Source organism: Bacillus sp. SRL337 (assembly GCF_984799155.1).
The window spans coordinates 285,001-298,732 of sequence record NZ_OZ481793.1 but is presented as its reverse complement, the minus strand read 5'-3'; the positions used below and the strand labels follow the sequence as shown (position 1 = coordinate 298,732).

General features: G+C 44.8%; 12 protein-coding genes, 2 tRNA genes and 2 rRNA genes (1 of these 16 cut by a window edge). 3 read left to right on the top strand and 13 right to left on the bottom strand.

Features of this window, described 5'->3' with window-relative positions:
• Positions 1 to 62: 62 nt before the first annotated feature.
• Positions 63 to 803 (top strand): CPBP family intramembrane glutamic endopeptidase, encoded by a 741-nt coding sequence (locus AC4E8A_RS01595; protein WP_490196419.1) that lies wholly within the window; start codon positions 63 to 65, stop codon positions 801 to 803.
• Positions 803 to 1,009 (top strand): YdiK family protein, encoded by a 207-nt coding sequence (locus tag AC4E8A_RS01590; RefSeq protein ID WP_490196418.1) that lies wholly within the window; start codon positions 803 to 805, stop codon positions 1,007 to 1,009. Before AC4E8A_RS01595 ends, AC4E8A_RS01590 begins: the two co-directional genes overlap by 1 nt.
• 593 nt (positions 1,010 to 1,602) lie before the next feature.
• On the opposite strand, the gene AC4E8A_RS01585 is transcribed toward AC4E8A_RS01590, so the two are convergent.
• The 5 genes from AC4E8A_RS01585 to AC4E8A_RS01565 form a co-directional block, all read right to left on the bottom strand.
• Entirely contained in the window at positions 1,603 to 1,755 is a 153-nt protein-coding gene (locus AC4E8A_RS01585) for a hypothetical protein (protein WP_490196417.1), read from the bottom strand.
• Positions 1,756 to 4,012: 2,257 nt separating this feature from the next.
• Positions 4,013 to 4,246, bottom strand: coding sequence for a spore coat protein (locus tag AC4E8A_RS01580; protein WP_490196416.1), 234 nt, complete (start codon positions 4,244 to 4,246; stop codon positions 4,013 to 4,015).
• A gap of 124 nt (positions 4,247 to 4,370) precedes the next feature.
• Positions 4,371 to 5,144 (bottom strand): twin-arginine translocase subunit TatC, encoded by a 774-nt coding sequence (gene tatC / locus AC4E8A_RS01575; RefSeq protein ID WP_490196415.1) that lies wholly within the window; start codon positions 5,142 to 5,144, stop codon positions 4,371 to 4,373.
• Between the two features lie 19 nt (positions 5,145 to 5,163).
• Positions 5,164 to 5,340 (bottom strand): twin-arginine translocase TatA/TatE family subunit, encoded by a 177-nt coding sequence (locus AC4E8A_RS01570; RefSeq protein WP_490196414.1) that lies wholly within the window; start codon positions 5,338 to 5,340, stop codon positions 5,164 to 5,166.
• Positions 5,341 to 5,389: 49 nt separating this feature from the next.
• The gene (locus AC4E8A_RS01565) at positions 5,390 to 6,064 is read right to left on the bottom strand and encodes a redox-sensing transcriptional repressor Rex (RefSeq protein WP_490196412.1); all 675 of its coding nucleotides are present in this window, start codon (positions 6,062 to 6,064) and stop codon (positions 5,390 to 5,392) included.
• Positions 6,065 to 6,527: 463 nt separating this feature from the next.
• Between AC4E8A_RS01565 and AC4E8A_RS01560 the strand changes: the two genes are divergently transcribed.
• On the top strand, positions 6,528 to 8,462 hold the full coding sequence (locus AC4E8A_RS01560) for an ABC-F family ATP-binding cassette domain-containing protein (RefSeq protein WP_490196411.1): 1,935 nt from the start codon (positions 6,528 to 6,530) through the stop codon (positions 8,460 to 8,462).
• Between the two features lie 661 nt (positions 8,463 to 9,123).
• On the opposite strand, the gene tsaD is transcribed toward AC4E8A_RS01560, so the two are convergent.
• The 8 genes from tsaD to AC4E8A_RS01520 all read right to left on the bottom strand — a co-directional run.
• Positions 9,124 to 10,143 carry a tRNA (adenosine(37)-N6)-threonylcarbamoyltransferase complex transferase subunit TsaD gene (gene tsaD, locus AC4E8A_RS01555; protein ID WP_490196410.1) on the bottom strand — a complete coding sequence of 340 codons (1,020 nt, stop codon included), beginning with the start codon at positions 10,141 to 10,143 and terminating at the stop codon, positions 9,124 to 9,126.
• Positions 10,136 to 10,594, bottom strand: coding sequence for a ribosomal protein S18-alanine N-acetyltransferase (gene rimI, locus AC4E8A_RS01550; RefSeq protein WP_490196409.1), 459 nt, complete (start codon positions 10,592 to 10,594; stop codon positions 10,136 to 10,138). Before rimI ends, tsaD begins: the two co-directional genes overlap by 8 nt.
• 15 nt (positions 10,595 to 10,609) lie before the next feature.
• Complete coding sequence (gene tsaB / locus AC4E8A_RS01545) at positions 10,610 to 11,299, bottom strand: tRNA (adenosine(37)-N6)-threonylcarbamoyltransferase complex dimerization subunit type 1 TsaB (protein ID WP_490196408.1); 690 nt, start codon at positions 11,297 to 11,299, stop codon at positions 10,610 to 10,612.
• Positions 11,296 to 11,751 carry a tRNA (adenosine(37)-N6)-threonylcarbamoyltransferase complex ATPase subunit type 1 TsaE gene (tsaE, locus tag AC4E8A_RS01540; protein WP_490196407.1) on the bottom strand — a complete coding sequence of 152 codons (456 nt, stop codon included), beginning with the start codon at positions 11,749 to 11,751 and terminating at the stop codon, positions 11,296 to 11,298. Before tsaE ends, tsaB begins: the two co-directional genes overlap by 4 nt.
• Positions 11,752 to 11,915: 164 nt before the next feature.
• A tRNA-Asp gene (locus AC4E8A_RS01535) sits at positions 11,916 to 11,992 on the bottom strand.
• Between the two features lie 143 nt (positions 11,993 to 12,135).
• Positions 12,136 to 12,209: transfer RNA gene (locus tag AC4E8A_RS01530), tRNA-Met, on the bottom strand.
• A gap of 19 nt (positions 12,210 to 12,228) precedes the next feature.
• Positions 12,229 to 12,345: ribosomal RNA gene (gene rrf, locus AC4E8A_RS01525) — 5S ribosomal RNA — on the bottom strand.
• A 129-nt stretch (positions 12,346 to 12,474) separates the two neighbouring features.
• Positions 12,475 to 13,732 (bottom strand): 23S ribosomal RNA (locus AC4E8A_RS01520) (it continues 1,678 nt past the right edge of the window).

The window sequence follows — 13,732 nt, the reverse complement described above, 5'->3', positions numbered from 1 at the left end:
GTAAGGAAAAGCAGAAGCTAATACGGATCATCTTCACTGATTCTATATAAGGAGACATCATCTTGAAAAAACAGTATGGCTATGTTCTTATTGCCTATATCATTATGCAGCTATCGAGCATTATCGGAATTCCGGTATTTTATAACATCGCTGTAAATTGGTTCAATCAGTCGAGCGAACAAGCCAAAGCGATTGTTCCAGGATATTGGCTGATTTTTTCATTTTCGATTGCACTGATTGTCGTTTGGGTCCTATTAAGGAAAACAGAGACAACCACCAAGCTGGAAAGAGAAGCTCCCATGTCAGTCCTATTTTCAGCTCTATGGGCGATTGCAGGTATTTTCATGGCATTCTTTGCACAAAGTATAGCAATCAATATCGAGCGCTTGATTGGAATTGAGATGGGCTCGGAAAACACACAGAATATCGTCCGCATCATTGATTATGTGCCCCTGGCCATGATCGTCGCTGCGGTCATCGGCCCGATTCTTGAAGAGATCGTGTTCCGGAAGATCATATTCGGATTTTTATATGAGCGCTTTTCATTTATTATCTCCGCCCTGATCAGTTCAGTCATTTTTGCCTTTGCCCACTTTGAGCCCGAGCATGTTCTATTGTACTCGGCCATGGGCTTCACGTTTGCTTTCCTTTATGTAAAAACAAAGCGGATCATCGTGCCGATCATTGCCCATGTGTCGATGAACTCACTGGTGGTGCTGATGCAGTCCATTTTCAGGGAGGATATTGAAAAAATGATACAGGAAGCGGAAAAAATACAAGGATTTATAGGAGGATTCTTTTGATGAGGAGATCACCTTTGTTCAGCGGGATACTTTATATCCTCCTCGGGGTTTTATTTACGTACTTTGCCATTCGAAATGTAAATGATAATGGTTGGGGATTTTTCTCTTATCTGATGGTGCTTCTGGCCACACTTGATTTCGGTTCCGGAATCAGGATGGTCGCCATGCACTTCAAGATTAAGAAACATTTGAATAATAAAAAGTAGAAGAAGTCCTTTAGAGGGCTTCTTTTTTTGGCGGTGATTCGGCCAGGATGCCTGGAATAAAAAGAGTCCGAATCCGGTTGCTGGGTCTACGAAAAGCAATACCCATTCCTGCATCCTTTCATACACCCTCTATGACCACATCGATTTCCTTCAAAATGGATTTCCATGTCCTCATACACCCTCTATGACCACATCGATTTCCTTCAAAAAGGATTTCCATGCCCTCATACACTCTCTATGACCGCATCGATTTTCTTCAATACGGATTTCCATGTCCTCATTCGGCCTCTATGACCACATCGATTTTCTTCAATACGGATTTCCATGTCCTCATTCGGCCTCTATGACCACATCGATTTCCTCAAATCAGATTTCCATGCCCTCATACACCCTCTATGACCACATCGATTTCCTTCAAAATGGATTTCCATGTCCTCATACACCCTCTATGACCACATCGATTTCCTCAAAACTGAATTCCATGCCCTCATACACCCTCTTTGACCACATCGATTTCCTTCAAAAAGGATTTCCATGTCGTCATTCGGCCTCTATGACCACATCGATTTCCTTCAAAACGGATTTCCATGTCCTCATACATCCTCTATGACCACATCGATTTCCTCAAAACGGATTTCCATACCCTCATACACCCTCTTTGACCACATCGATTTCCTCAAATCAGATTTCCATGCCCTCATACACCCTCTATGACCACATCGATTTCCTTCAAAATGGATTTCCATGTCCTCATACACCCTCTATGACCACATCGATTTACTCATCACTGAATTCCATGCCCTCATACACCCTCTATGACCACATCGATTTCCTCAAATCGGATTTCCATGGCCTCATTCGGCCTCTATGACCACATCGATTTCCTTCAAATCGGATTTCCACACCCTCATACACCCTCTATGACCACATCGATTTTCTTCAAAACGGATTTCCATGTCCTCATTCGGCCTCTATGACCACATCGATTTCCTTCAAAAAGGATTTCCATGCCCTCATACACCCTCTATGACCACATCGATTTCCTCAAATCGGATTTCCATGGCCTCATTCGGCCTCTATGACCACATCGATTTCCTTCAAATCGGATTTCCACACCCTCATACACCCTCTATGACCACATCGATTTTCTTCAAAACGGATTTCCATGCCCTCATACACCCTCTATGACCACATCGATTTTCTTCAAAACGGATTTCCATGTCCTCATTCGGCCTCTATGACCACATCGATTTCCTTCAAAAAGGATTTCCATGCCCTCATACACCCTCTTTGACCACATCGATTTCCTCAAAACTGAATTCCATGCCCTCATACACCCTCTTTGACCACAACGATTTTCTTCAAAAGGAATTCCATGCCCTCATACACCCTCTATGACCACATCGATTTTCTTCCAAACGGAATTCCATGCCCTCATACACCCTCTATGACCACATCGATTTCCTTCAAATCGGATTTCCACACCCTCATACACCCTCTATGACCACATCGATTTCCTTAAAACAGATTTCCATGCCCTCATACACCCTCTATGACCACATCGATTTTCTTCAAAAAGGATTTCCATGCCCTCATACACCCTCTATGACCACATCGATTTTCTTCAAAAAGGAATTCCATGCCCTCATACACCCTCTATGACCACATCGATTTTCTTCAAAAAGGAATTCCATGCCCTCATACACCCTCTTTGACCACATCGATTTCCTTCAAAACGGATTTCCATGTCCTCATTCGGCCTCTATGACCACATCGATTTACTCAAATCAGATTTCCATGCCCTCATACACCCTCTTTGACCACATCGATTTCCTTCAAAAAGGATTTCCATGCCCTCATACACCCTCTATGACCACATCGATTTCCTTCAAAACGGATTTCCATGCCCTCATACACCCTCTATGACCACATCGATTTCCTCAAAACGGATTTCCATGTCGTCATTCGGCCTCTATGACCACATCGATTCCTTCAAAACGGATTTCCATGCCCTCATACATCCTCTATGACCACATCGATTTCCTCAAAACGGATTTCCATACCCTCATACACCCTCTTTGACCACATCGATTTCCTCAAAACGGATTTCCATGCCCTCATACACCCTCTTTGACCACTTCGATTTCCTCAAAACTGAATTCCATGCCCTCATACACCCTCTATGACCACATCGATTTCCTTCAAAATGGATTTCCATGTCCTCATACACCCTCTATGACCACATCGATTTCCTTCAAAAAGGATTTCCATGCCCTCATACACTCTCTATGACCGCATCGATTTCCTTAAAACAGATTTCCATGCCCTCATACACCCTCTATGACCACATCGATTTCCTTCAATACGGATTTCCATGTCCTCATTCGGCCTCTATGACCACATCGATTTACTCAAATCAGATTTCCATGCCCTCATACACCCTCTATGACCACATCGATTTCCTTCAAAATGGATTTCCATGTCCTCATACACCCTCTATGACCACATCGATTTACTCAAATCGGATTTCCATGGCCTCATTCGGCCTCTATGACCACATCGATTTCCTTCAAAAAGGATTTCCATGCCCTCATACACCCTCTATGACCACATCGATTTCCTTCAATACGGATTTCCATGTCCTCATTCGGCCTCTATGACCACATCGATTTTCTTCAAAACGGATTTCCATGTCCTCATTCGGCCTCTATGACCACATCGATTTCCTTCAAAAAGGATTTCCATGCCCTCATACACCCTCTATGACCACATCGATTTCCTTCAAAAAGGATTTCCACACCTTCTATTGACACCTTCAACTTCCTCAAAAACTATAGATTGGACCCTATGACTAAGCCACCTCAAAATTCACAATAAATATTGCCACTTCCAAGGCAGCTTTTTCCTGATATCAGCCGTTTATTCCTACAACAGGAGGAACCCACTCGCCTGCCTATTCAAATAAAAAGCTCTCCCGCATCAACAGGAGAGCCATTCTGATTATTAGTAGTAAGGATACGGGGCATACGGATAATAAGGATAACCGTAGCCATAGTATGGCCGTGGTGCCAGCAATGCTCCTGCCGCCAATCCTGTCAAAAATGGAACCCCGACACCAAAGCCCCAGCCAAATGGTCTTTCGAAACCAAATCCGAATCCCGGGCGGCCGAACCCAAACCCTGGACGGCCGAAAATTCTTTGATCTTGAATATCAAATCCATAATGGTTCATGTGCATCTTCCTCCTCATTCTTTTTCCAGCCAGAGTCCATATAGACTATGAACCAGAAGAGGAAAATTCTTGGGTTTCCGTCCTTGTTTTCCACAATTTATGGGAATAGAAAAAAGGAACAACCCAAAGGTCATTCCTCTCTTCTTCTATCCTCTTCATATAGCTTTCTCTGCAGCTCCTGTTCGGCCTGGAGTACTTTCTTATAGCCGATTTTCGAAATCCAGATACTGATTTCATATAAAAGCAGCAGCGGTACGGTCACCATCATATGGGAGACGATATCAGGCGGTGTGATGAAAGCTGCGATTACAAGCAAAACGAAATAGGCATAACGCCTCATTTGCCCCATGAACATTGGGGTGATGATTCCCAGCCTTGTCAAAAACAGCATCACGACCGGGAGCTGAAACAGCAATCCAAAAGGCAGTGTCAGCTGAAAGAGAAAATGAAAATATTCATTTATGCCGATTACCTGCTGGATATTCAGTTCATTCGATAAATTCATCATGAATTTGACTACGTACGGGAAGAGAATGAAGTACGAGAACGACAATCCTCCGAGAAATAACAGCAGTGAAATCGGGATATAGCTTAGTGTTACCTTTCTTTCTCTATCCAGCAAGCCCGGACTAATGAAAGCCCACAGTTGGAAAAGAATGAGCGGGGATGTGAGGATCAAAGAAATGAACACCATCATCTCCAGATAGATTTTCAATGGATCTGTCAGTCTGAAAGCATTCATGGTCAGTTCCTTCGCTTCATCCGCATGCTGCAGATATCTGATCAGCGGTTCAGCAAGAAAGAAACTGCCTATAAACGCCAACAAGAAGAAAACGACTACAAACATGAGTCGTTTCCGGAGTTCTCCTATATGTTCGTAAACTGTCATTTCATTATGACTCATAGCGTTCAATCCTTACATTTTACTTAGCATCTTTATTTTTATTATCATCGTCGTCATCTGCTAAGCCTTTTGTTGCGTTTTTAAATTCACGCAAAGTATTTCCTGCTGCTTTACCCAATTCCGGCAATTTCTTCGGTCCGAAAATTAATAGAGCAACAATTGCGATCAATATGAGGCTACCTGGTCCTAGTGGCATAACGCTCACCTCCTTGTTCTATCATAACTTATCGGCTTTGCTTTTGCTATTATGTTCTATTTTCTTCTTGTGACATTTCGGTGTCATCTTCAGAATAATTTTTCAAGAAATAGACCAGCGACTGGAGCTCTACAGCCAAATCAATATGATGGATTCTGATCTGCTCCGGGGCAGTCAGCCTGGCAGGGGTGAAGTTCAAGATGCCCTTGATATTTGCCTGTACCAGCCTGTCGGTGATATTCTGGGCAGCACCTGCCGGAACCGTCATGATAGCCACTTCGATTCCATTATCCTCAAGATGCTTCTCCATGTCATCCAGACTGTACACCGGTACATCCCCAATGACTGAACCAACCTTTTCCGGATCGACATCGAATGCCATTTCAATTTTTGTGTTATTATTTTTTATAAAGTTGTAGTGTAAAAAGGCTGTTCCAAGATTTCCGACACCTATCAGCACGACTTTTGTCAAAGCATCCTGGTCGAGCGTTTTGCTGAAGAAAGATAGCAGGTAGTTAACATTGTACCCATACCCCTTCTTTCCTAATGCACCAAAGTACGAAAAATCTCTCCTGATCGTTGCGGAGTCTACTTTTACCGCTTCACTCAGCTCTTTTGAGGAAACTCTCTGTTTTCCTGAAGAGTGTAAGTTTTTGATAAATCTATAGTATAACGGCAGCCGTTTAGCTGTCGCTTGTGGAATCTTTGTACTTTCCTGATTCATTGCTATTCCCCCACGTTAAATTCGCTTGAGCTTTTTTAGCTTACCTCTCACTCCATCTATACTGACAACGCTTCCAAATGAACATGCGAAATCATCCTTTTCATTTTGTGCTTGTTACAGCCATATGTCAATTCCATTTAATGGCATTCCTTGCATTCCCTCTGTTTCCGTCTCTATTATCATACACTATTTTGCATATCCTGTCTGTCTTGCACGTGGCTTCCGCTTCCGTCCTCATTGATTTTAAGATACACTATACTAATAGAACCTTGAATAACCCAGCATGTTTTCCGTACTCTTTTTCTAAGTCTTTTTTTCGCATAAATGGTTGCTTCCGGAAAAATTCCTAAAACCGGATGTAGAATTTTTTTAAATAGGTCCTTTGACTTTGCATTAAAGCGCTACAAAGTTTACGAAAGAGCCCTTCCCAAAAATTAGAGCCTACTATTTAGAGGTGAATAAATTGATATTATTACAAGTGAATCAAATCGTAAAATCCTTCGGGGCCGATGTGATTCTATCCAATATTAAACTTGAAATCCAAAACCGTGACCGCATTGCTCTTGTCGGGCGAAACGGTGCCGGTAAATCTACCTTATTAAAGATTATTTCCGGTCAGCTCTCCTATGATTCAGGAGAGATCATCAAACCTAAAGAAGTCTCCATCGGTTATCTCGCTCAGCATACCGGCCTGGAATCCGGCTTATCGATCTGGGAGGAGATGCTATCCGTTTTTGACGGCCTCCGTAAGATGGAACAAGACCTTCGGAAACTCGAACAGGAAATGGCTGATCCCTCCGTTTACGAGAATCAGGATAAGTATAATAGAATCCTGAAAGATTATGATACCATTCAGGTGAAATTCAAAGAATCCGGCGGTTATCAGTTTGAAGCCGATATCCGTTCTGTACTTCACGGCTTGAATTTTGCCGGATTTGACTATAATACGCCAATTTCAACTTTGAGCGGCGGACAAAAGACGCGTCTTGCCCTGGGGAAACTTTTACTGACCAAGCCTGATATCCTGATTCTGGACGAGCCTACCAACCACCTTGATATCGATACATTGTCATGGCTCGAACTATATCTTCAAGGATATGAAGGCGCGATTCTGATTGTTTCCCATGACCGCTACTTTCTAGATAAAGTCGTAAACCAGGTATATGAAGTCTCCCGGACCAATTCAAAGAAGTACCACGGCAACTACAGCCAATTCCTTGAAATGAAAGCGGAAATGTATGAAAGAGAAATAAAGCAGTATGAACGCCAGCAAGAAGAAGTTGCTAAACTTCAGGATTTCATCCAGAAGAATATTGCCCGTGCCTCCACTACCAAGCTTGCTCAGAGCAGGCGGAAGAAGTTGGAAAGAATGGACTTGATGGACCGTCCTCAGGGTGATGAAAAATCGGCGACCTTCTCTTTTACCATTGATCGCCAAAGCGGAAATGATGTCTTAAAGGTGAACGACATGGCAATCGGATATGAAGATGATGTGATTTCCTCTTCAATTAACATGACGATGTCAAAAGGGGACAGTGTTGCACTTGTCGGTCCTAATGGAGTCGGGAAGTCGACGCTGTTAAAAACACTCATCAAGAGGCTGCAGCCTATCAACGGCAGTTTTACCTTTGGTTCCAATGTATCCATCGGCTACTATGACCAGGAACAGGCCGAGTTATCTTCCAACAAAACCGTTTTGAATGAGCTGTGGGATGAATATCCTTTGAAAGACGAGAAGGAAATCCGCACTGTATTGGGCAACTTCCTTTTTTCCGGTGAAGATGTGCTGAAGCCTGTCACCACTCTCAGTGGAGGTGAAAAGGCAAGACTCGCCCTTTCTAAATTGATGCTCCAGAAGGCGAACCTGTTGATCCTGGATGAGCCGACCAACCATTTGGACCTTGATAGCAAGGAAGTATTGGAGTCAGCTTTGATTGAATATCCGGGAACCATCCTTTTTGTTTCCCATGACCGCTATTTCATCAACCGGATTGCGACAAAGGTCGTCGAGCTATCTCCAACGAAAGCAACAGTGTTTCTTGGAGATTACGATTACTATCTTCAAAAGAAAAACGAGATTCTTGAACTGGCTAAATTGGAAGAAAGCAAGCATGTCCAAAGCCGCACTCCTGTAAAAACTGAGAAACAACATTATCAGCAGGATAAAGAAGCTAAAAAACGGGAAAGACAGCGCAGAAGGCGGGTAGAAGAACTCGAGATGCTGATGGAAGAGTTGGAAGGGACCATTGGCAGCATTGAAACAGAGCTATGTGATCCTGATGTGTTCCAAGATCATGAAAAAGTGACCAAGCTGAATGAAGAGTTAGAAGCGGCAAGGCAGTCGCTGGAAGAATACATGGAGGAATGGACAGAAATCGAAGAGTTGCTTCAACCTTAAAAAAACGGTCCAAGGGGGAATCCCTTGGACTGTTTTCCACTTTTAGGTGAGAATGTATGAGTTGCTCTTAACATGTAGGTGTTCTTCCACAATGTTATTCACAGAAAAATTGTTTATTTCACTTTATTCACAATACTTTTCCACATTATCCACAATTTAATCCACAGTTATCCCCATTATTCACAAAAAAATAGGAAATTTTTCCTTGTATTTTTACACACCTTACTCTACACTTACTAACAACTTATCCACAGATTGTGTACAAAACACTTGTTCCTATTTGGGCGAACGTGTACAATTTCTTTTTCCCTGCTTTTAGTAAACGTAAACTTCTTAATTGTGGATGCTTTGGGGATAACTTTTTATTGGACAGGCGGTTCCCCTCCGTATCAACACAGGAATTGTAGGTTTACCGTCCCCTTGCCAACGCTGATACAAATAAGCCTGCCTTTTGGAGGTGTTTCCCTGCTTTGCCTCCTCTCACTTACGAATCCACACACCATCCTTAGCTGTATCCACTTTTCCATTCCGGCTCTACCCCAACTATCGCCACCCCTTTGCCAATCCTTCATTGATTCATAAGGATAGTCACAATTTATCCCCATAACTCAAGAAACCAAGCCGTAAATTAAAAAAGACTTGAAAGATTTCTCTTTCAAGCCTAAAAATTCTCAATATCAAGACCAGGGTTAGCATTCATCGCCATTGACCCTCGTTTTCCCTTTTCAAATTCAATTGTTCCAGCCGCCGCTATCATCGCCGCATTATCGGTGCACAGGGAGAGGGGCGGTATCACAAGATCTATACCTTCCAAAGCCTCAAACTCCTTTTCCAATCTGCTTCTTAAGCCTCTATTCGCTGCGACCCCGCCGGCAACCAAGACCTGCTCTACCTCATATTGTTTTGCAGCTTTGAGCGTTTTTGTGACCAACACATCAATGACACTTTCCTGGAAGCTCGCCGCAAGGGTTTCCGGTGCAATCTTTTCTCCACGTTGTTCCGAATTGTGAACCGTGTTGATGACCGCTGACTTCAACCCGCTGAAACTGAAGTCAAAGGAATCAGCTTCCAGCCATGCCCTTGGCAAATCGATCTCCGGCTCCCCTTCAGCCGCCAGCCGGTCAATATGCGGACCTCCTGGATAAGGGAGGCCGAGAGTCCTGGCTACTTTATCATAAGCCTCACCTGCAGCATCATCCCGGGTCTCTCCAATAACCTCATAGGAGCCGTGCTCTTTCATATACACCAATTCTGTATGGCCCCCCGATACGACCAGGGACAAAAGAGGAAACTTCATCTCTTTCACTAAACGGTTAGCGTAAATGTGGCCGGCAATATGATGTACACCAATAAGCGGGAGTCCGTGGGCAAAAGCCAAAGCCTTTGCCGCATTGACACCGATTAACAAAGCACCTACCAGTCCTGGCCCTTCCGTTACCGCAATCGCATCCAACTCCTTCATAGTCATCCCTGCCTGGTTTAAAGCTTCCTCAATGACAATCGTAATTTGTTCTACATGATGTCTTGAAGCGATCTCCGGCACTACCCCGCCAAACCGTTTATGGCTTTCAATTTGAGAGGCCACGACATTTGAAAGAATCTCTACTCCGTTTTTGACAATGGCAACAGCAGTCTCATCACAGCTTGTTTCCATTCCCAGGATATACGTGTCTTTACTCATATAATTTCACCCACATAACTAATGCATCCTCTTGGTTGTCAGAATAATAATTTTTGCGGATCCCGCCATCCTGGAATCCGTACTTCCTATATAATGACTGGGCCGGATCATTGCTCACCCTCACTTCAAGCGTCATGGTCCTGGCACCCATTTCCTTTGCAATCTCCATCATACTTCCCATCAGCTTACCGCCAAGGCCCTTGCCTCTATATGACGGAAGGACTGCGATATTTGTGATATGCGCTTCATCCACAATGATCCAGACCCCGCAGTAACCGATGACCCTGCCTTTATCTTCAATGACGATATATGTAGCAAAATGATTCGTTTCCAATTCATTAAAAAATGCATCCCGGCTCCACGGTATGGAAAATGAATGGCTTTCCACTTCCATGACCTGATCCAAATCCTCTGTATTCATTAATCTTACTGTGTACTCACTCATAACCATTCCCCAGTTTACCTGCTATTTTTGCGTTTCTCTCCACTTTGCTTCCGCTTCAGCCAGCCTGATGTAGTTTGGGACAAGTCCATGTACGTTCTCTTCCGGCATTTCCATACCCAGCCTGATAAGTTCGGAAGGACGAGGATTGTGGCTTGTCGTATCAGCAAACACTGCCTGTTCTCCAAGTTTATCTCTCAGCACATCATGATGAATTTTTACATCGTGCCCGACGAATAGAATCTTCTCCCCATACTTGCTTAAGCTATCCGCCCATTCTTCCGCCGGCAGATTGGCATCCTCCCTGATACACATCAGCTTGCCTTCCTTAAACCTGTAAAGACCCGTATACAACTGGCCTCTCCGTGCATCAAATAATGGAGAAATCAATCCATTGAAATACCTTCCCGAAGAAGCAAGAACAGCAAGGCTGGAAACACCGACGACAGGGATATTCAGTGTCCAGGCAAGTGTTTTCGCAATCGTCACACCAATCCTTACACCTGTATAAGAGCCAGGACCGCCAGCCACCACGATCCTGTCCAATTCAGCAGGTGATGCACCGCATTCCTTCATAAGCATTTCCACAGCCGGCATTGCCCGCAGAGAGTGGTTCTTCTTTATATTTGTGATATATTCACCAATGACTTCCTCTTCACTGGCAAGTGCAATTCCCAACTGATAATTGGAAGTATCAATCCCGAGGATTTTCATTTAAAAATCTCCTTACATAACGTTTCATATCTCATTCCAGATGGCTCCAGCGTAATGGTTCGCTCATCATCAGATTTCCTTAAAATAGATATCGCAAGCCTCTCATCTGGAAGCTGCTCTTTAATTAAATGCGCCCATTCGACAACCGTTACCCCGCCGCCATTGAAATATTCATCAAATCCAAGATCCTCAAAAGAATCATCCAACCGATAAACATCCATATGATACAGCGGCAGCCGGCCCTGATACTCCTTAATGATGGTAAAAGTAGGGCTGTTCACATTGCGTCTGACCCCCAAACCCTTGGCCAGACCTTTTGTAAAAGTGGTCTTTCCTGCTCCCAGATCGCCCTCTAAGGTCAAAACATCATTTTCCTGAAGCTGTTCAGCAAGCCTAGCGGCAAATTCAGTTGTTTGTTCAGGGCAGATTGTCATAAATTCATATGCTGACATACATTTCTCCTTTAATAGTATAAAAAAACCCTAGGATCATGGTCATTTCCTAAGGATGAAGTATATATGTAGTTTACCCGATTTTGCCAAGTTGAGCAAAAAATCTTTCATGAGGACAAAAAAAATAACGAAACATCGTTTCGCTAATTTCATAATTTAGTAGATGGCGGTCCGGACGGGACTCGAACCCGCGACCTCCTGCGTGACAGGCAGGCATTCTAACCAACTGAACTACCGGACCAAAGATTTTTGCTGATAAGCAAAATATCTCTCCCTAATGTAAGGAGCAGATACTAGAGTGAAAATATCCTTCCTTAATATAAGGAGAGATATAAGCGTCAAAACATCCTACCCCAGGGTAGGACTTTTTTGACAAAAATGGTATTGCGGGGGCAGGATTTGAACCTGCGACCTTCGGGTTATGAGCCCGACGAGCTACCGAACTGCTCCACCCCGCGACGATATAAGTTCATACCAGCCTGGCGACGTCCTACTCTCACAGGGGGAGATCCCCCAACTACCATCGGCGCTGAAGAGCTTAACTTCCGTGTTCGGCATGGGAACGGGTGTGACCTCTTCGCCTTAATCACCAGACTGTATGAAGTTGAAAGAACATCGTTCTCTCAAAACTAGATAAAGGTCATGAAGAAATCAGAAAGGATTCCGAGTTTCTATTTTGCAATCCAGCTCCGGCGGCTATTAAAACCGCCTGCGCTTTTTAACGTGGTTAAGTCCTCGATCGATTAGTATCTGTCAGCTGCACGTGTCGCCACGCTTCCACCTCAGACCTATCTACCTGATCATCTTTCAGGGATCTTACTCACATAAAGTGATGGGAAATCTCATCTCGAGGGGGGCTTCATGCTTAGATGCTTTCAGCACTTATCCCTTCCGCACATAGCTACCCAGCGATGCCTTTGGCAAGACAACTGGTACACCAGCGGTGCGTCCATCCCGGTCCTCTCGTACTAAGGACAGCTCCTCTCAAATTTCCTGCGCCCACGACGGATAGGGACCGAACTGTCTCACGACGTTCTGAACCCAGCTCGCGTACCGCTTTAATGGGCGAACAGCCCAACCCTTGGGACCGACTACAGCCCCAGGATGCGATGAGCCGACATCGAGGTGCCAAACCTCCCCGTCGATGTGGACTCTTGGGGGAGATAAGCCTGTTATCCCCGGGGTAGCTTTTATCCGTTGAGCGATGGCCCTTCCATGCGGAACCACCGGATCACTAAGCCCGACTTTCGTCCCTGCTCGACTTGTAGGTCTCGCAGTCAAGCTCCCTTGTGCCTTTACACTCTGCGAATGATTTCCAACCATTCTGAGGGAACCTTTGGGCGCCTCCGTTACTCTTTAGGAGGCGACCGCCCCAGTCAAACTGCCCACCTGACACTGTCTCCCACCCCGATCAGGGGCGCGGGTTAGAAGTTCAACACAGCCAGGGTAGTATCCCACCAGCGCCTCCACCGAAGCTGGCGCTCCGGTTTCCAAGGCTCCTACCTATCCTGTACAAGCTGTGCCAAAATTCAATATCAGGCTACAGTAAAGCTCCACGGGGTCTTTCCGTCCTGTCGCGGGTAACCTGCATCTTCACAGGTACTATAATTTCACCGAGTCTCTCGTTGAGACAGTGCCCAGATCGTTGCGCCTTTCGTGCGGGTCGGAACTTACCCGACAAGGAATTTCGCTACCTTAGGACCGTTATAGTTACGGCCGCCGTTTACTGGGGCTTCGGTTCGCACCTTCGCTTGCGCTAAGCACTCCCCTTAACCTTCCAGCACCGGGCAGGCGTCAGCCCCTATACTTCGCCTTACGGCTTCGCAGAGACCTGTGTTTTTGCTAAACAGTCGCCTGGGCCTATTCACTGCGGCTCTCTCGGGCTTGCACCCTACCAGAGCACCCCTTCTCCCGAAGTTACGGGGTCATTTTGCCGAGTTCCTTAACGAGAGTTCTCTCGCTCACCTTAGGATTCTCTCCT